Genomic DNA, 17,855 nt, shown 5'->3' with positions numbered 1-17,855 from the left:
CCGTTTGGGTCCAGCTAACTGCTGTCCCAACCCCATTATCTAAAATTGCCCAGTTACCTGGTATAGTAGGAGGAAATGTAGCTCCTTCAAATCCTTCATTTAGTTGAGAAAACCCCAAAAAAGGAAGAATTATCATGAAAAAGCATAGAATAATTTTTTTCATAGTTATGGTTATTTTGGTTTATTAGGCTATTTTAAATCTTTCAAATATAAATAAAATTAACAATTTAATAACAAAAAACGATGAACTACATGCTTTAGCCGATAAAATACATTTTAATTAAATAAAGAAATTTTTAATTTCAAAATGAGTAGATTTGTGTTTTATAAATAAGTATGTTAGAAAAAGAAATAATAAATTTTGAGAAAACTATTATTGTAGGTATAGTAACTCAAAATCAAAGTGAAGAGAAACTAAAAGAATATCTAGACGAATTAGAGTTTTTAACTTTTACAGCTGGCGGAGAAGTTGTAAGACGTTTTTCGCAGAAAATGGAACGTCCAAATCCCAAAACTTTTTTAGGAACAGGAAAAATAGAAGAAATTAATCTTTATGTTAAAGAAAATGGTGTTTCGACTATTGTTTTTGACGATGAATTAACTCCTTCACAACAAAAAAACATTTCTAAAATTATCGATTGTAAAATCCTTGACAGAACACACCTTATCTTAGATATTTTTGCTCAAAGGGCCGAAACTTCTTACGCAAGAACCCAAGTAGAATTAGCACAATGTATTTATTTATTGCCAAGGCTTTCTGGAATGTGGACTCACTTAGAGCGTCAAAAAGGAGGTATTGGAATGCGTGGTCCAGGGGAAACCGAAATTGAAACCGACCGAAGAATTGTCCGTGATAGAATCGCTTTGCTTAAAGAAAAAATAAAAATAATAGACAAACAACAAGCAACTCAGAGAGGAAATCGTGGCGCGATGGTTCGTGTGGCATTAGTTGGTTATACCAATGTTGGAAAATCGACTTTGATGAATGCCGTGGGGAAAAGTGATGTTTTTGTCGAAAACAAACTTTTTGCAACACTCGACACAACGGTTAGAAAAGTGGTGATTAAAAATTTACCTTTTTTACTTTCGGACACAGTAGGTTTTATTAGAAAATTGCCAACGCAACTAGTTGATTCTTTCAAAAGTACACTCGACGAAGTTCGTGAGGCCGATTTGTTATTGCATGTGGTTGATATTTCTCATGAAGATTTCGAAGATCATATCGAAGCAGTAAATAAAATTTTATTAGACATAAAAAGTGCTGATAAGCCTACAATTATGGTTTTTAATAAAATTGATGCCTACAAACATCTTACTATTGATGCTGATGATTTAATGACCGAAAGAACCAGTAAACACTACACGCTTCAAGAATGGAAAAATACTTGGATGAACAAAGTAGGCGAAAAAAACGCTTTATTTATATCGGCAACTAATAAAGAAAACTTTGAAGAATTTCGTAAAAAAGTTTACGAAACCGTTCGAGAAATACACATTACTAGATTTCCTTACAATAAGTTTTTGTATCCAGATTATGAAGACGCTATAGATAAAGAGGAAGAAAATTAAATAGGTTAAAAAACATTTCTAATTTGAAATGTTTTTTTTATTTACATTCCACTTCGAATCGCTTCAACGGGGTCTAGTTTCGAAGCCATGTAAGCAGGAATTATCCCGGCAATAATACCTATAAGAACTGATATTCCGGTCCCAATAATAATATTCATAAAGCCCAATGCAAATTCAAAATCAAGTGCGCGTGTTAATAAAATAGATATTATCCAAACTAGAAAAATACCAATAATTCCACCAAAAAGAGACAATACAACGGCTTCAAATAAAAATTGAAGTAAGATGAATCTGTTTTTGGCGCCTAAAGATTTTTGTATTCCTATTAGATTTGTTCTTTCTTTTACCGAAACAAACATAATATTTGCAATCCCAAAACCACCTACTAATAATGAAAAGAAAGCGATTGCGATACCAACCATATCCATCATACTTATTATTCCGTCAATCATATCGGTTAAACCAGAAAGAACATTAACAAAAAAATTATCTATTTCACCTATTTTAATTCCCCTGTGACTACGCAATTTTTGCTTTAATTCTCCTTTAAAAGCTTCAATATCTACACCATCTATAGGTTTGATTAAAATTGCAGGCATAATCAGGTCGTTGTTGTCACCATATAATTGTCGTATAAAATTAGATGGAATATAAGCTGTTGTGTCATCTTGTTCGTCAAAAACACTAGCGCCTTTCTTTTTTAAAATTCCAATTACTGTAAATTTCTGACCATATAATCGTACTTTTTTCCCAATCGGATCAATCGATTCAAATAAATTCTGAGCAATATCATACCCTAATATTACTAATGCTGTGCCTGAATTTGATTCGGATTCATTAAAAAAACGACCTTTTTTTAAACTCAATGCTTGAATGTCTTCAAGCTCATATGTTGTTGGAATAACATTAATAGAACTTACCGTTTTTCCTTCATATTTAATATTTTCTTGTTTAGTAAACATCTGGAAGCACATAGCGTCTAAGTCATTCAAAGATTTACTCAAATATTCATATTCTTCATAGGTAACATTAGGAAACTGATCTTTTTTCCAGTCTGGTACTTCAGTTGGGCCAAAGGAGTCTTTAAATAAGTAAATAGAATTTTTATCTAGAGAGCTTAAGTCATCTTTTATTTTTTTGTCTAAGGAATCGACCGCAGCCAGGACTGCTATAATAGAAAAAATCCCAATAGTAACACCCAACAAAGATAACAAAGTGCGTAGTTTGTTGTTTAGTAATGCATTGATCGCAAAACTGAAACTTTCTTTGAGCAATCGTATATATATTATCATAGGAATGTTTGTAGTGTAAAATTGATTAATTCTTGTTAAAAAACCTAGTGGAAAATTAATTTAATAATATGTGTATAACTTTAAATTTTTGTTACAATCTTATCTCAAAATTAATTGCAAAAAAACTACTTTTGCAAAATAAACTACAACAACACGATGGATACTACAAAAACAATCAAATCGGCACTTATTTCTGTTTTCGACAAAGAAGGTTTAGAACCAATTGTTAGAAAATTACATGAACAAAATGTAATTTTTTATTCTACTGGCGGGACCGAAGATTTTATAAAAAATCTAGGAATTCCTGTGGTTCCTGTTGAAGACGTAACCTCTTATCCTTCAATTCTTGGCGGAAGAGTTAAAACCTTGCATCCAAAAGTTTTTGGAGGAATTTTAAACCGTCAAGATAATGAAACCGATGTGCAACAAATGCGAGAATTCAATATTCCACAAATAGATGTGGTGATTGTCGATTTGTATCCGTTCGAAAAAACAGTTTCTTCTGGTGCTAGCGATGCTGATATTATAGAGAAAATTGATATTGGCGGAATTTCATTAATACGTGCTGCTGCAAAAAACTTCAAAGACACCGTAATTATCCCTTCTGTAAATGAATATGCATTATTTTTAGATATTATTTCAAATAATAACGGACAAACTACGTTAGAACAAAGAAAGCAATTTGCAACCAAAGCTTTTAATGTTTCGTCACATTACGATTCGGCAATTTTTAATTATTTTAACACAAATAAAGAAGAAGTTGTTCTGAAAATTAGCGAAACCAAAGCTGACGTTTTGCGTTACGGAGAAAATCCGCATCAAAAAGGGTTTTTCTTTGGAGATTTCGATAAGATATTTACAAAATTACACGGTAAAGAATTGTCGTACAATAATTTACTAGATGTAGATGCAGCAGTAAATTTGATGGGAGAATTTAAAAATGATGAGCCAACATTTGCTATCTTAAAGCACAATAACGCTTGCGGAATTGCGACTAGAAAAACAATGAAAACAGCTTATCTTGATGCATTGGCTGGAGATCCAACATCAGCATTTGGGGGTGTTCTAATTGCTAATGGGAATATCGATTTGGCTACAGCCGAAGAAATAAATAAGCTTTTCTGCGAAGTAGTTATTGCGCCAAGTTATGACGAAAATGCCATCGATTTATTACAAGAAAAAAAGAATAGAATTATATTGGTTCAAAAAGAATTGAGCTTGCCAGAAACTTCAGTTAGAAGTTGTTTGAACGGAATTTTGGTTCAGGATAAAGATTTAATTACCGATGCTGAAGCGCATTTAAAAACTGCAACAAAAACGGAACCATCTAAACAAGAAATTGAAGATTTATTATTTGCATCAAAAATTTGTAAACATACAAAATCAAATACCATTGTTTTGGCAAAAAACAAACAATTATGTGCTTCTGGAACAGGGCAAACTTCAAGAGTTGATGCATTAACCCAAGCGATACACAAAGCTGTTTCGTTCGAATTTGATTTGAAAGGCGCAGTAATGGCGAGTGATGCTTTCTTTCCTTTTCCGGATTGTGTCGAGATTGCAAAAAATGCAGGAATAGCTGCTGTAATCCAACCAGGAGGATCTATAAAAGACGAATTAAGCATAAATTATTGCAACGAAAATAATGTTGCAATGGTATTTACAGGAATTCGTCATTTTAAACATTAATTTTATTACTTTTGTTCAGTATTTAATATAAATAAATTTAACCCTGACTAAATATGGGATTTTTTGATTTCATGACCGAGGATATTGCGATAGATCTTGGTACCGCAAACACGCTAATTATTCACAACGATAAAGTTGTGATAGATAGCCCTTCTATAGTGGCTCGCGACCGCATTTCTGGCAAGATAATTGCTGTAGGTAAGGAAGCTAGTTTGATGCAAGGTAAAACCCATGAAAACATAAAGACCATTCGCCCATTGAAGGACGGAGTTATTGCCGATTTTGATGCTTCGGAGCAAATGATAAAAATGCTTATTAGAAGTATTCCAGCTTTGCAGAAAAAGTTATTCACACCAGCTTTGCGTATGGTTATTTGTATTCCATCAGGAATTACTGAGGTAGAAATGCGTGCTGTAAAAGAATCGGCGGAAAGAGTAAACGGAAAAGAAGTGTACTTGATACATGAACCAATGGCAGCAGCAATAGGAATTGGTGTCGATATTATGCAGCCTAAAGGAAATATGATTGTCGATATTGGTGGTGGTACTACCGAAATTGCAGTTATAGCTCTTGGCGGAATTGTTTGCGACAAATCGGTTAAAATTGCAGGAGACGTTTTTACAAACGATATTATTTATTACATGCGTACACAACACAATTTATTTGTGGGTGAAACAACTGCTGAAAAAATAAAAATAGAAATAGGAGCAGCCATCGAAGATTTAGATTCTCCACCAGAAGACATGTCGGTTCAGGGACGTGATTTATTGACTGGAAAACCTAAACAAGTTGAGGTGTCATCTAGAGAAATTGCAAAAGCATTAGACAAATCTATTCAACGAATTGAAGATGCTGTAATGGAAACATTATCGCAAACACCACCAGAATTAGCAGCCGATATTTACAACACAGGAATTTATCTTGCAGGTGGAGGTTCAATGTTAAGAGGATTAGATAAACGTATTTCTCAAAAAACAGATTTACCAGTTTTTATTGCCGAAGATCCATTAAGAGCAGTCGTTCGTGGAACGGGAATGGCACTAAAAAATCTTACAAAATACAGAAGTATCCTTTTAAAATAATAAGTATAAATGCAGCAAATAATTAATTTTGTATTTAAAAACAGCACGCGTTTGCTGTTTTTGCTGCTTTTGATAACTTCATTAAAACTCACTATACAATCTCATTCCTATCACAGAAGCACAGTTGTAAATTCGACAAACGTGCTTACGGGAGCTGTTTTTGAAAAAGTGAGCGAAGTAAATACTTATTTTAGCCTAAGAGAGCAAAACAATAAATTAGCACAAGAAAATGCTAATTTGCGCAAAATCCTTTTCAATCAGAAAGACAGCGCTACAGTTTTGAAGAAAGACAGCCTAAAAGGTTATGATAAGATAGATGTAATTCAGTCTAGAATAATCAACAATTCATATAGCGTATCCGAAAATTACTTAACCATAAACAGCGGTTTATTACAAGGTATTAAAGAAGATATGGGAGTGGTAAATAGCCAAGGAATAGTAGGAATTGTCGAGAAAGTTTCTCCTAAATACGCAACCATATTAAGCGTTTTAAATGTGAAATCTAAAATTAATGCTAAGGTTAAAAAATCTAACCATTTTGGTTCTTTAATTTGGAATGCAAAGAATGCTGGTTATGTGCAACTAATAGAAATCCCAAGATTGGCCTCGGTTAAAAAAGGAGATACTGTAGTAACTGGTGGGAACTCAAGAATATTTCCTGAAAATATTCCAGTTGGAATTATTGATAAAATTTATACAGATACCGAAACAAATTATTACACGCTAAACGTAAGATTGTTTAACGACATGACTAATTTGAATCATGTATATATTATTTCAAATAAAGAAAGTGCCGAAATAAAAAAATTAGAAAAAGAAACAATCAAAGCAAATGAATAATGCATTGATACTAAATATCGTTCGTTTTATTTTTCTGCTTGCGGCACAAATTGTTGTTTTCAATAATATCGATTTGTTTGGTTATATAAATCCGTATCCATACATTTTATTTATTTTATTATATCCTGTGAATTCAAATCGTGCAGGATTATTAGTAGCAAGTTTTTTGTTGGGTTTAACGGTTGATATGTTTACAAATTCGGGAGGAATTCACGCTGTTTCTTGTTTAATTTTAGCTTATGTAAGACCAGTTTTCTTTAAGTTTGCCTTCGGTTTAAGTTATGAATACCAAACCATCAAGATTAACGATAGGCTTTCGCCAGAAAGATTTACATTTATATTAATTTCGATACTAACCCATCATTTTATACTATTTTTATTAGAATATTTTAAATTTACTTTTATTTTAGATGCTTTGCTAAGAACAGTTGTCACGACCATTTTTACATTAATAGTAAGTATTCTAATTATCTATTTATTTAAGCCAAGCAAACGATGAGAAAGCTATTACTTCCAGGGATAGTTATAATTGCTGGTATTCTTATCACAGCAAGACTTTTTTATTTACAAATTATCGATGACACTTTCAAACTAAAATCCGAAAACATTTCGATTAAAATCAAATATGACTATCCCGAAAGAGGTTATATTTATGACAGAAATGGAGAGCTTATGGTTGCAAATCAACCTTCTTATGACATCATGGTAATACCTCGTGAAACCAAAAAAATGGACACCATCGAGTTTTGTAATCTTCTAAATATTTCCAAAGAAGAGTTTATAAAAAAAATAGATAAAGCAGTTGTTTACAGCCCGATGTTGCCTTCGGTATTTTTAGGGCAATTAAACAAATTAGAATATGCCGCTTTCCAAGAAAAAGAAAGAAAGTTTGAAGGGTTTTATATTCAAAAACGTTCCCTAAGAGATTATCAGTTAGTCGCAGGAGCTAATGTTTTTGGGTTTATAACCCAAGCAAATGAAGCAATGGTAAAACAAAATCCGTATTACAGAAGTGGCGATTTACTAGGAAAACAAGGAGTTGAAGAGACTTATGAGGTTGAACTTCGTGGAACAAAAGGTGTAAAACACATACAGAGAAACAGATTTAACCAAGAAATCGGACCATACAAAGAAGGAAAATACGATACTATTGCTGCGCAAGGAAAAGATATTACACTAACTATTGATGCTGAACTTCAAAAATACGGAGAAGCATTAATGAAAAACAAACGTGGCGGGATTATAGCAATTGAACCTAGTACTGGCGAAATTTTATGTTTGGTTACTGCTCCGTCCTACGATCCCGCGATTTTAGTAGGGAGACAACGCTCTCGAAATTATACAAAATTATACAATGACTCATTAGCAAAACCACTGTATGACAGAAGTTTATTAGCAGAATACCCTCCTGGTTCTCCTTTCAAAATTTTAACTGCACTAGCTGGTTTACAAGCTCAAGTAATAGACACATCGAGTACATTTTCATGTAGTCATGGTTTTAGTTATGGTCGTCGTTTTATGAGGTGTCATTGTGGCGGGGGTGTTAGAAAACTACACATGGGTATTGCAAAATCATGTAATGCTTATTTTGGAAATACATATTTAAGAACTTTAAACAAGTTTGAAAATGCTTCTATAGGGGTCGATTTCTGGAGTAATCATGTAAAAAGTTTTGGTTTGGGGCAGTTTATGGGCTATGATTTGCCTACCGGAAGAAAAGGAAACATACCTACATCTAAATCATATGAAAAAGTATATCCTAAAGGCAGCTTAAAATCAACTATGGTTGTTTCCAATTCTATTGGACAAGGTGAAGTTCTAATGACACCAATTCAATTAGCTAATATGATGGCAATCGTAGCAAACGAAGGTTATTATTACACGCCTCATATCATTAAAAAAATAAAAGGTCAAAAAATAGACGCAAAGTTTAGAACCAAACATGTAACAACTATCGACAAGAAGTATTTCAAACCAGTTATTGAAGGTTTGTCAGAAGTTTTTAAAACAGGAACTGCCTATTTCTTAAATGTAGAGGGTATTGAAATTTGTGGAAAAACAGGTACAGCCGAAAATTTCGCAAGAATTGGTGGTAAAAAAGTGCAATTGGCAGACCACTCAATATTTGTGGCTTTTGCGCCAAAGGTCAACCCAAAAATAGCTATTGCCGTATTGGTAGAGAATGGTGGTTATGGATCTACTACTGCTGGGCCTATTACAACCTTAATGGTTGAAAAGTACATCAAGAAAAAAATTACTCAAAAAGACAGAGAAAAAAGAGTGTTAGAAAGAAACTTACAAAGTGAATACAATAAATTCAGCAAAAAATTTATCGATTCGATGTATAAAATTAAGGTTCGTAAAGATTCTATCTTAAGAGTTATTAATACAAAAAAATTAGATTCTATTAAGAAAAGCAAACCTACAACGTAAATGAAAAATCAGAGCGTTTCAAGTAATATCGACTGGATAACCGTTGCAATATACACAGCACTTGTTGTAATTGGCTGGATGAATATCTATTCTGCCGATATGACTTCAAATTCCGAATATTATCTCGATTTTAATCAAAATTACGGAAAACAACTAATCTTCATTTGCCTAAATGTTGTTTTAATTATTGTAATTCTAACGATCGATTCTAAATTTTACGAAAAATTCTCGAGTGTAATATTTGGAGCTTCCCTAATATTGCTTGCAGGACTTTTTGTTTTCGGAAAAACAATTGCGGGACAACGTTGTTGGTATGCGATAGGAAGTATGACGTTGCAACCTTCGGAATTTGCAAAAGCTGCTACTGCACTTGCCTTAGCTAAATACTTAAGTGACAGTCAAGTAAACTTAAAAAACGTCAAACATCAAATCCTTGCCTTACTTATAATGGCATTGCCTATATTATTAATATTGCCACAACCCGATCCTGGAAGTGCACTCATATTTATAATGTTTATATTAGTACTAAACAGAGAAGGATTGCCATCATGGTATTTATGGACTGGATTTATAGCGGCAATATTATTTGTTATGACACTTGTAATTAAGCCGCAATATGTAATTCTAATAGCCTTTATAGGGATTGCATTGCACTATCTTAAATCGAGAAGAATCAATCGAAACATAATAGCAAGCGCAATAGTATTGGTACTAATGTCTGGTTTTGTATTTTCAGTCGATTATGTTTTCGAAAACGTATTCAAACAACACCATCGTGACCGTTTTAATATATTATTAGGGAAAGATGTCGATATGGACGGTATTGGCTATAACACCAACCAATCAGAAATTGCCATAGGATCGGGTGGTTGGATTGGCAAAGGATTTTTAGAAGGAACGCAAACCAAAGGAAATTTTGTCCCGGAACAACACACAGATTATATTTTTACGACCGTAGGCGAAGAATGGGGATTCGTGGGTTCACTTGTATTAGTTTTGCTTTTCGTTGGACTAATTTTGCGTGTGCTTTATCTCGCCGAAAACCAGAAAACAAAATTTAGTCGAGTGTACGGTTATGGCGTCGCAGCTGTATTATTCACACACTTTTTTGTAAATATATCTATGGTAGTGGGAATTTTTCCAACCATTGGGGTTCCGCTACCATTCATGTCATATGGAGGTTCGAGTTTGTGGGGATTTACCATTTTGCTATTCATTTTTATAAAAATGGATGCTAATAAAGTAAACGAATGGTAATAAGATAAGGAGCCTTTCCAGCTATACACTACAAGCTTTTTTTTAGAAACACTATTTTTCTAATCAAAAAACGAACTTCCGTTGGTCGTTGTTTTTTAACAAGAAAAATTTGTATTTCTTCACAAAAGGCTTTCCGTTTCTATCTGGGCTAAAAACTCCAGCCTTTATAATCTGCCGATTTTTCGAGTCGGTTTTCAATATCATCAGGAAGATTAGGAAAAAAATCTATTCCCGTCATTTTTTCAATTTTATCAATCGGAACAACAAACATATTCAAAGGTTCTTTCGAAGGTTCATGAGGTAATAGAAAAGCTATAACTTTGTATTCCCCTCTAGAATTGTCTAACAATATTTTATAAAAATATTTAGGAACCGAAACAGCTTCGTTTCCTATAGTTTCCAAATTATTGGTCAAGATACCACCTGTTACAACATAAACACCATCATATTTTGCAGCCCAATATCTGGTTTTTTGTTCTAAAGTATTCCAAATTCCAGCATTAAAATCGTTTAGTTGCGGAGAAATATTCGAAGTGTAAAAAGTTTCATCAAAAGCTTTGCGAGAAAATCTTCTGTCGGCAGCAGGACACAAATGTCCTTTGTCATAACCAGAACGTTTGTAGTTTTTCCAACTTGCAGAACCACTTCCTACCTCAGGATCGTCAATAAAATAGGGTCTATCTAAATTAGAACGACTTAGCTGATTTTTCTTCAACTCATAAGCAACCCATTCTGCTTGCTCATGTTCTTCGCTATATGATAAAGTATAAAACTCATGCTCGATAATCTCATCTGTGGTCGAAGTTGGCAAATAATAATTCTTATCACTTATAGAAACAGCAGTGTTTGCAAGATTACTTTTATTTACAAGATCATCATTTTGGTCTGTTTTTTGCTTACTACAACCACAGGACATAAAAAAAGAAGTTGTAAGAATTAAAAATTTATAATAAAATCTCATAAAATTATCAAATTATTGTATTTTTATGAGGTAAATATAACAAGATATTGCTTCTATTTAGACTAAAAACAATAAAAAACAAATGATGAAAACAAAAATTATTATTGCTGGATTAACACTTTTATTAGGTGTTATGGTAAATGCGCAGGAAACAACTACGGTAACTCCAGAACAAGTAAAATTAGTTCGCCAAAAAGATTCTTTAATGAATATTCAGGCCGGTAAAGATAAAATTCAAGTTGAAAAAGATAGGGTTCGCGCAGAAAAAGATAAAATGCAAGCTGAGAAAGACAAAGCTAGTGCCGAAAAAGATAAAAAACGAGCAGAAGAAGAGAGTAATCGTGCCGAAAAAGAAAAAGACAGAGCTCAAAAAGATTTAGAGAAAGCAGAAAAAGATAAAAAACGTGCCGAAAAAGAAGCTGACGATAGAGTAAAAAAAGAAGAACAAAGAATAAAAGAGGCTGAAAAAGCTACGGAGAAATTGGAAGCCGTTCAGAAAAAAATGCAAAAAGATTTAGACAAAGCAGAAAAAGCAAGAGAAAATGCTGCTAAAGCTCAAGAGAAGTACATGAGCGAAAAAGACAAGCTTGCAGATATTAATAAGGACATTGTAAAAGACACAGAAAAATTTGACAAGCAAAACAAAAAAGGAAAATTATCGCCGCAAGACATTGCAAAATGGAATGAGAAATTAGCCAAAATGAAAGAAAAATCAGCAGATCAACAAAAAAGAATCGAAAAAGCTCAAAAAGAAGCTAACAAATTAGCAAGATAAATTACAAACCACCTTCAGGTGGTTTTTTTGAATAAATTTTAGATTTAAAAAATAATTGAAATACAAATAATAAATAAATGAAAATTGCTCTCATTCAATCCAATTTAATTTGGGAAAATCCAGATGAAAACCGAAAATATTTTGAACAAAAAATCAATTCGATTACTAAAGAAATTGATCTAATTGTGCTTCCTGAAATGTTCACGTCTGGTTTTACAATGAATCCAAAATTTATTGTAGAAACTATGAATGGCGAAACGATTACATTATTAAAATCTTTAGCCAAAGCCAAAAATTGCGCCATAACAGGAAGTTTAATCATTACAGAAAACAATAATTTCTACAACCGATTAATTTTTATTTTTCCGTCGGGAGAAATCGACCATTATGACAAAAAACATTTGTTTACTTTGGCTGGCGAAGATAAAATTTATACTTCTGGAAAGAAAAAATTGATTATAGAATACAAAGGTTTCAAAATTTGTCCTTTAATATGTTACGATTTGCGTTTTCCTGTTTTTTCTCGAAATACAGAAAATTATGATGTATTAATTTATGTTGCAAATTGGCCAAAACCAAGAATAAGTGCTTGGGATATTCTACTTAAAGCGCGTGCTATCGAAAATATGTGCTACACTATTGGAGTAAATAGAATTGGTCTCGATAAAAATAATCACGAGTATATTGGACATTCACAAGCGATAGATTTCCTAGGAAACTCCATTCTCGAACCACAAGAAAACGAAGGTACTTTTGTAATTGTTTTAGACAAACAAAAAATGCTAGAAACTAGAAATAAATTTGGTTTTCTAAATGATAAAGATACGTTTGAGATTCAGTAATTACTTACCCAAATCGAAATCCTGATTCACATCCCAATTGGCACGAATATCTATTTCTGTTGGATAATGAACAACTTCTTCGGGTTGGATATTATCTAAATAACTTCCCGTATCACGCTGTTTGTTATTGTTTTGGTCATATATAACACGTAGGGAATATTTTTGCGGCTCAACCAAAATAAATTCGATAGTTGGATTGTTTTCCGAATATTCTGTTGCGAAAATTTTACCGTTTTTATCAGTCAATTCTACAATAACAGGGAAAGATTTTACGTTTTTTAAATTTATCTTTAGGTTTCCGTAATCGGAAGTGTTCTTTGTCGAAAATTTAAAAGTTAAGCTATCGTTTTTGTGACCTAGATAATCTTCAACAGCGTTTGGTAGTAAAGAAAAGGTGTATTTTTCTTCTGGTTCTTTGGTAAATAAAACCTCAAAAATCTGATTATATTCATCATAATTGGTTTTAAAATCAACTTTTGAAGAATCTTTTCTTGTTAAAATCATTTTTGTTAAATCGAACTTATCTAAAGGAGTTTTTGTAGTAATAGTAATGTTTTCTTTAAAAGTAATTACTCCTGTTTGCTTCGGAGATAAATTCAAACTATCCTGACGTTGGTTTTTCAGTTTAACAATATAATCTTTTTTGTATTGTCCATTTTCGATATTTAATTGAATCGAATCGTTTTTTATAGGTGCAAACCAAGCCTGAACAGAATCTTTGCCTTCAAATTTAGTTAACCTTGTTTTTATAACTTTACCGTTTTGCTTGGCTTCTATTTTTATATTTTTTGCACTTCCTTCATAGCCAATAATTATTCTATTTGATGATGTTTGCGATGGTTTTTTGGCTTTAAATTTCGCTTCTTCTTTAAACAATTCTAATTCAAAAAGAGATTTGTCTGGAACAGAAATAATTTGATTATAAAATCCAATTTTGTCTTTATTTGGATCAAATTTGTAATTGTCGCTTTTTTCTTTTAACGCAACTAATTTGTATTTACCAGCTTTAATGTTTTCGATTTTAAAAGATTTTAGACTATCCGAAGTATTGGTTATATAACGAGGCGTTTGCTTGTAAATAATCGAATCAGTGTATTTCTCATCGACTTCATAAAGCATTACATTTACAGATTTGTCGGTGTTTTTTTCGTAAGAATCTTTAATTATTCCTTCTATAAAAAGTGAATCGATATATGTTCCTGTAGAAAGCACATATTTTAGTTGCGGATAAGGATTTCCCTCGTTATAATCGACAATACTTTTTCCAAAATTGAAACTGTAAGTGGTATTTGGCTTCAAAGTATCGTTAATTTTTATAGTTATATATTTGCTCGCACTTCCTTGCGGTAAAACCGTTATGGGTGTTTTCATGGGTGGCGAAACGATGAGTTGTTTTTGTAAATCTTTAATTTTTACATATTCATCGAAAGTGATTTTGATCATTTTTTTGTTAAAGTTTGTAGAAAAATTCTCAGGCAAACTAGAAGTAATTTTAGGTGGTTTAGTGTCTTTGTCTCCACCAGTTATTGTGCCTCTTTTTGCGCAACTTACTACAAAAAGTAATGCGCAAAAAGCAACTATTAGTATGCGAATATTTCTCATGAAACTTAAATTTAATCTTTACAAAATAACGACTATATTTAGTGTAAACGAAATAATTTTAAAATTGTTTAACCTTTTTCAGAAAAATTTAAGACTGCGACATCGCAATAGTAACAATACTTAATTTTGCTCCTGGAATTTGTAAAATGGCTTTTCCGCAAGCTTCGATTGTTGCGCCAGTTGTAAGAACATCGTCTATAAGTAAGAAATGTTTGTTGTGATGAATGCCTGAAAATTGAGTCTGAAAAGTATTTTCTGACACGGAATTCCGATTAATTAAGTTTTTTTTAGATTGAGTTACGGCATATTCGTTTCGTACTAAAATGGAATCGTTAAATTGTTTTTCTAGTCCTTTTGCAATAGCGTTCCCAAAAGTTGTTACTTGATTATAACCACGTTCTTTCAATCTTTTTTTATGTAAAGGAACAGGAATTATATAATCTATATTTTGTAGTATTTCATACTTATTCAATTCATTAGCATACCATTCTCCTAAAACTAATCCTATTTTTTGATGGTTTCTATATTTCAAATTATGTATGAGTTGTTGTACGATTCCTTTTTTGTGATAATATAACATCGTTGAAGTATGTTCTAGTGGAATTCGACCATAAAATTTCTTAAAAGACTCATTTTCAACAAGTAACAAATCATTGGTTAACGGCATGTTGTGCCTACATGAAATGCAAATCGTATCTTCGTTTTGTAAAAGCATTTCCGAACAACCAGAACAAACGTTGGGGAAGAATAATTTTATCAGTTTTTTAAGCATTTTGTCGATTTTATTTGCGATAATATAAATTAATATATATTTTTATTAAAACTATTAAATTTTCCTTGAGCATGACTTTAAGAACTACTCTAACAGTAATAAAGTTTTCTTCCATTGTTTTTGTTTCTGCAGCAATGGTTTTTGCTGTAAAATATTACGATAGCCAAAGTAAAAATAAAAAGCTAAAGGAAACAATACAAATAGATAAAAAAACATATACTAATGATTTGAAAGAAATTTTTAATCGTTATGATGCTCAATTACTAAAAAATAAAAACTTAATTCAATCAAGTGCTTTAAAACAAGGGAATAAAACTATCATTGATGAAAGTAATTTAAAATACGGTCGGGATTTAAATAATAGCTCTGAATTGGTTACAAACACTTCTTTTCTGAGAAAAATAGATTCATTAAAATCTAGTTTAAGAAAACAAAGTGATGAAAACAAATCACTTACTAATCAGATAATTGCTTTAATTAATAAAAATAAAGAATTACAAAAGCAAAACTCGGATAACGAGAATATAATAACAGTTTCTAAAAACTTAACTGCAACAAACGTATATGCAAACGGAATAAAAATCGTGTCTAATAATATTATTGAAACAAAGCGTTTTAGTAATACCGAGCAAATAAAAGTTTGTTTCACTTTATTAGAAAACAAAGCTGCCCTAAAAGGAAATAAAGATTTATACATTCAAATTGTAAATCCTAACAACAAAATTGTAAGTAAAAACGGCAAATTTGTAGAAGCCGAAGACAAATTATTACACTTTAGCGCAAAAACCAATATCTTTTATGACAACGACGAACTTGATGTTTGCGTTTTCGTGGATCCTAATAAAAATGATATGTTAAAAGGTGATTATGAGATAAATATTTTTTCTGGAATTAATCTAATAGGGAATACAGTTTTCTCATTAAAATAGAAATCATTTTTTTGATTGTTTTTTTCTAAAATTTTCATTCTCTTTTCTTATTTTTGCAACATGGCAAAACAAGAAGATTTATTTAAGAATGTAATTTCACACGCAAAAGAATACGGATTTATTTTTCCGTCGAGCGAAATTTACGATGGTTTGAGTGCAGTTTATGATTATGCTCAAAACGGTGCAGAACTAAAGAAAAATATTAGAGAATATTGGTGGAAATCGATGGTGCAAATGCACGAAAATATTGTAGGTATTGATGCTGCAATATTAATGCATCCAACCACTTGGAAGGCTTCGGGTCACGTAGATGCTTTCAATGATCCATTAATTGACAATAAAGATTCCAAGAAAAGATACAGAGCTGATGTTTTAATCGAGGATTATGCCGAGAAATTAAATCAGAAAGCCGAAAAAGAAATCGAAAAAGCAAGTATTCGCTTTGGCGAAAGCTTTAATCGTGAGGAATTTGTAACTACAAATGCTCGAGTGGTCGAATATCTGTCTAAAAAGAACGAAATTCTAGCAAGAATGGCTCGTTCCTTAGAAACTGAAAATCTAGCTGATGTAAAGGCACTAATCGAAGAATTAGAAATTGCTTGTCCAGATTCAGGATCAAGAAATTGGACCGAAGTAAAGCAATTTAACCTTATGTTTGGTACAAAAATAGGAGCCTCGGCAGAATCTGCGATGGATTTATATTTGCGTCCTGAAACAGCACAAGGTATTTTTGTAAACTTCTTAAATGTTCAAAAATCAGGCCGAATGAAAATTCCTTTCGGAATTGCACAAACTGGAAAAGCATTTAGAAACGAAATCGTTGCCCGTCAATTTATATTCAGAATGCGTGAATTCGAACAAATGGAAATGCAATTTTTTGTAAAGCCAGGAGAAGAGATGAAGTATTACGAATATTGGAAAACTACCCGTTTGAACTGGCATTTATCACTCGGATTAGGAAAAGAAAATTACCGTTTTCATGACCACGAAAAATTAGCGCATTACGCGAATGCAGCGGCTGATATCGAATTTAATTTCCCGTTTGGATTCAAAGAATTAGAAGGAATTCATTCGCGTACCGATTTCGATTTGAAAGCCCATGAGAAGTTTTCAGGAAAAAAATTACAATATTTTGATACCGAAACTAATGCTAATTACACGCCGTATGTTGTAGAGACATCGGTAGGATTAGACAGAATGTTCTTGGCAGTTTTTTCAAATTCATTAAAGGAAGAAACATTAGAAGACGGTTCTACTAGAACAGTTTTACAATTGCCATCGGTTTTAGCACCTACAAAAGCAGCCGTTTTACCATTGGTAAAAAAAGATGGTTTGCCAGAAGTTGCCAGAAAAATTATAGAAGATTTAAAATGGGATTTCAATGTGGCTTATGATGAGAAAGATGCCGTTGGAAGACGTTACAGAAGACAAGATGCATTGGGAACTCCATTTTGCATCACAGTCGATCATCAAACATTAGAAGACGAAACGGTAACTATTCGTCATCGTGATACTATGAAACAAGATCGAGTTAAGATTTCTGAACTAAGAGATATCATTAATAATGAAGTTTCTGTAAAAAACTGGTTAATGAAAATGTAGTTTCATACGAAACTTTAGACTGCACCCAAAATTTTGGACAAATTTATAATTAATTTTGATAATAATGAGCTCGATATTGTATCGGGCTCATTTTATTTAAATTTGACTTGATTCTGTCGTTATTGTAATAGTTTATGTATTCGTTTATCTCTTTTTTTAGTTGGTCTATTGATGTATATTTTTTTAGATAAAATAGTTCAGATTTTAATA

The 17,855-nt window shown here is 32.1% G+C and carries 16 protein-coding genes; 11 read left to right on the top strand and 5 right to left on the bottom strand.

Translation table 11 applies throughout. The annotated features are described in order from the left end of the window. Positions 1-336: 336 nt before the first annotated feature. The gene (hflX, locus tag ACH2BP_RS02155; protein WP_395056565.1) at positions 337-1,569 is read left to right on the top strand and encodes a GTPase HflX; all 1,233 of its coding nucleotides are present in this window, start codon (positions 337-339) and stop codon (positions 1,567-1,569) included. A 41-nt stretch (positions 1,570-1,610) separates the two neighbouring features. Here the strand turns inward: hflX and ACH2BP_RS02150 are convergent, their stop codons facing one another. Next, entirely contained in the window at positions 1,611-2,861 is a 1,251-nt protein-coding gene (locus ACH2BP_RS02150) for an ABC transporter permease (RefSeq protein ID WP_395056563.1), read from the bottom strand. A 156-nt stretch (positions 2,862-3,017) separates the two neighbouring features. On the opposite strand from ACH2BP_RS02150, the gene purH reads away from it, so the two are divergent. The 6 genes from purH to rodA are packed head-to-tail and all read left to right on the top strand — an operon-like array spanning position 3,018 to position 10,162. After that, positions 3,018-4,550 carry a bifunctional phosphoribosylaminoimidazolecarboxamide formyltransferase/IMP cyclohydrolase gene (gene purH, locus ACH2BP_RS02145; protein WP_395056569.1) on the top strand — a complete coding sequence of 511 codons (1,533 nt, stop codon included), beginning with the start codon at positions 3,018-3,020 and terminating at the stop codon, positions 4,548-4,550. A 53-nt stretch (positions 4,551-4,603) separates the two neighbouring features. Beyond that, the gene (locus tag ACH2BP_RS02140; protein WP_011964505.1) at positions 4,604-5,632 is read left to right on the top strand and encodes a rod shape-determining protein; all 1,029 of its coding nucleotides are present in this window, start codon (positions 4,604-4,606) and stop codon (positions 5,630-5,632) included. Between the two features lie 9 nt (positions 5,633-5,641). Continuing rightward, the gene (gene mreC / locus ACH2BP_RS02135; protein WP_395056560.1) at positions 5,642-6,472 is read left to right on the top strand and encodes a rod shape-determining protein MreC; all 831 of its coding nucleotides are present in this window, start codon (positions 5,642-5,644) and stop codon (positions 6,470-6,472) included. After that, positions 6,465-6,971 (top strand): rod shape-determining protein MreD, encoded by a 507-nt coding sequence (locus ACH2BP_RS02130; RefSeq protein WP_395056558.1) that lies wholly within the window; start codon positions 6,465-6,467, stop codon positions 6,969-6,971. The genes mreC and ACH2BP_RS02130 overlap by 8 nt, the downstream gene beginning before the upstream one ends. Further along, positions 6,968-8,905: a penicillin-binding protein 2 gene (gene mrdA / locus ACH2BP_RS02125; RefSeq protein WP_395056556.1), complete on the top strand. Its 1,938-nt coding sequence runs from the start codon at positions 6,968-6,970 to the stop codon at positions 8,903-8,905. Before ACH2BP_RS02130 ends, mrdA begins: the two co-directional genes overlap by 4 nt. Continuing rightward, positions 8,906-10,162: a rod shape-determining protein RodA gene (gene rodA, locus ACH2BP_RS02120; protein ID WP_395056554.1), complete on the top strand. Its 1,257-nt coding sequence runs from the start codon at positions 8,906-8,908 to the stop codon at positions 10,160-10,162. A gap of 148 nt (positions 10,163-10,310) precedes the next feature. Here the strand turns inward: rodA and ACH2BP_RS02115 are convergent, their stop codons facing one another. Next, positions 10,311-11,123 carry a DNA/RNA non-specific endonuclease gene (locus tag ACH2BP_RS02115; RefSeq protein WP_395056552.1) on the bottom strand — a complete coding sequence of 271 codons (813 nt, stop codon included), beginning with the start codon at positions 11,121-11,123 and terminating at the stop codon, positions 10,311-10,313. Between the two features lie 82 nt (positions 11,124-11,205). On the opposite strand from ACH2BP_RS02115, the gene ACH2BP_RS02110 reads away from it, so the two are divergent. Beyond that, positions 11,206-11,898 carry a hypothetical protein gene (locus tag ACH2BP_RS02110; protein WP_395056550.1) on the top strand — a complete coding sequence of 231 codons (693 nt, stop codon included), beginning with the start codon at positions 11,206-11,208 and terminating at the stop codon, positions 11,896-11,898. Between the two features lie 77 nt (positions 11,899-11,975). Beyond that, positions 11,976-12,740: a nitrilase family protein gene (locus ACH2BP_RS02105; RefSeq protein ID WP_395056548.1), complete on the top strand. Its 765-nt coding sequence runs from the start codon at positions 11,976-11,978 to the stop codon at positions 12,738-12,740. On the opposite strand, the gene ACH2BP_RS02100 is transcribed toward ACH2BP_RS02105, so the two are convergent. Both ACH2BP_RS02100 and ACH2BP_RS02095 read right to left on the bottom strand, forming a co-directional pair. Further along, positions 12,741-14,342 carry an Ig-like domain-containing protein gene (locus ACH2BP_RS02100; RefSeq protein WP_395056546.1) on the bottom strand — a complete coding sequence of 534 codons (1,602 nt, stop codon included), beginning with the start codon at positions 14,340-14,342 and terminating at the stop codon, positions 12,741-12,743. 88 nt (positions 14,343-14,430) lie between these two features. Continuing rightward, positions 14,431-15,114, bottom strand: a complete 684-nt coding sequence (locus ACH2BP_RS02095; RefSeq protein WP_395056544.1) for a ComF family protein — start codon at positions 15,112-15,114, stop codon at positions 14,431-14,433. A gap of 71 nt (positions 15,115-15,185) precedes the next feature. On the opposite strand from ACH2BP_RS02095, the gene ACH2BP_RS02090 reads away from it, so the two are divergent. Beyond that, positions 15,186-16,043: a hypothetical protein gene (locus ACH2BP_RS02090; RefSeq protein WP_395056542.1), complete on the top strand. Its 858-nt coding sequence runs from the start codon at positions 15,186-15,188 to the stop codon at positions 16,041-16,043. A gap of 60 nt (positions 16,044-16,103) precedes the next feature. Next, positions 16,104-17,645, top strand: coding sequence for a glycine--tRNA ligase (locus ACH2BP_RS02085; RefSeq protein WP_395056540.1), 1,542 nt, complete (start codon positions 16,104-16,106; stop codon positions 17,643-17,645). A gap of 49 nt (positions 17,646-17,694) precedes the next feature. Here the strand turns inward: ACH2BP_RS02085 and ACH2BP_RS02080 are convergent. Then, positions 17,695-17,855, bottom strand: a 161-nt coding sequence (locus tag ACH2BP_RS02080) for an IS3 family transposase (RefSeq protein WP_395056567.1), incomplete at its 5' end; no start/stop codon positions are given.

It is taken from the genome of Flavobacterium sp. (assembly GCF_043756175.1).
GTDB lineage: Bacteria > Bacteroidota > Bacteroidia > Flavobacteriales > Flavobacteriaceae > Flavobacterium.
The sequence above is the reverse complement of the archived record's forward strand: the minus strand, read 5'-3'. Positions and strand labels throughout refer to the sequence as shown.

Bases quoted from the DNA above. Each gene is read 5' to 3' on its own strand.
- ACH2BP_RS02100 (WP_395056546.1), bottom strand. From the start codon at position 14,342: ATGAGAAATATTCGCATACTAATAGTTGCTTTTTGCGCATTACTTTTT.
- ACH2BP_RS02095 (WP_395056544.1), bottom strand. From the start codon at position 15,114: ATGCTTAAAAAACTGATAAAATTATTCTTCCCCAACGTTTGTTCTGGT.
- hflX (WP_395056565.1), top strand. From the start codon at position 337: ATGTTAGAAAAAGAAATAATAAATTTTGAGAAAACTATTATTGTAGGT.
- ACH2BP_RS02140 (WP_011964505.1), top strand. From the start codon at position 4,604: ATGGGATTTTTTGATTTCATGACCGAGGATATTGCGATAGATCTTGGT.
- ACH2BP_RS02105 (WP_395056548.1), top strand. From the start codon at position 11,976: ATGAAAATTGCTCTCATTCAATCCAATTTAATTTGGGAAAATCCAGAT.
- ACH2BP_RS02115 (WP_395056552.1), bottom strand. From the start codon at position 11,123: ATGAGATTTTATTATAAATTTTTAATTCTTACAACTTCTTTTTTTATG.
- mreC (WP_395056560.1), top strand. From the start codon at position 5,642: ATGCAGCAAATAATTAATTTTGTATTTAAAAACAGCACGCGTTTGCTG.
- ACH2BP_RS02130 (WP_395056558.1), top strand. From the start codon at position 6,465: ATGAATAATGCATTGATACTAAATATCGTTCGTTTTATTTTTCTGCTT.
- purH (WP_395056569.1), top strand. From the start codon at position 3,018: ATGGATACTACAAAAACAATCAAATCGGCACTTATTTCTGTTTTCGAC.
- ACH2BP_RS02085 (WP_395056540.1), top strand. From the start codon at position 16,104: ATGGCAAAACAAGAAGATTTATTTAAGAATGTAATTTCACACGCAAAA.
- ACH2BP_RS02110 (WP_395056550.1), top strand. From the start codon at position 11,206: ATGATGAAAACAAAAATTATTATTGCTGGATTAACACTTTTATTAGGT.
- mrdA (WP_395056556.1), top strand. From the start codon at position 6,968: ATGAGAAAGCTATTACTTCCAGGGATAGTTATAATTGCTGGTATTCTT.
- ACH2BP_RS02150 (WP_395056563.1), bottom strand. From the start codon at position 2,861: ATGATAATATATATACGATTGCTCAAAGAAAGTTTCAGTTTTGCGATC.
- rodA (WP_395056554.1), top strand. From the start codon at position 8,906: ATGAAAAATCAGAGCGTTTCAAGTAATATCGACTGGATAACCGTTGCA.
- ACH2BP_RS02090 (WP_395056542.1), top strand. From the start codon at position 15,186: ATGACTTTAAGAACTACTCTAACAGTAATAAAGTTTTCTTCCATTGTT.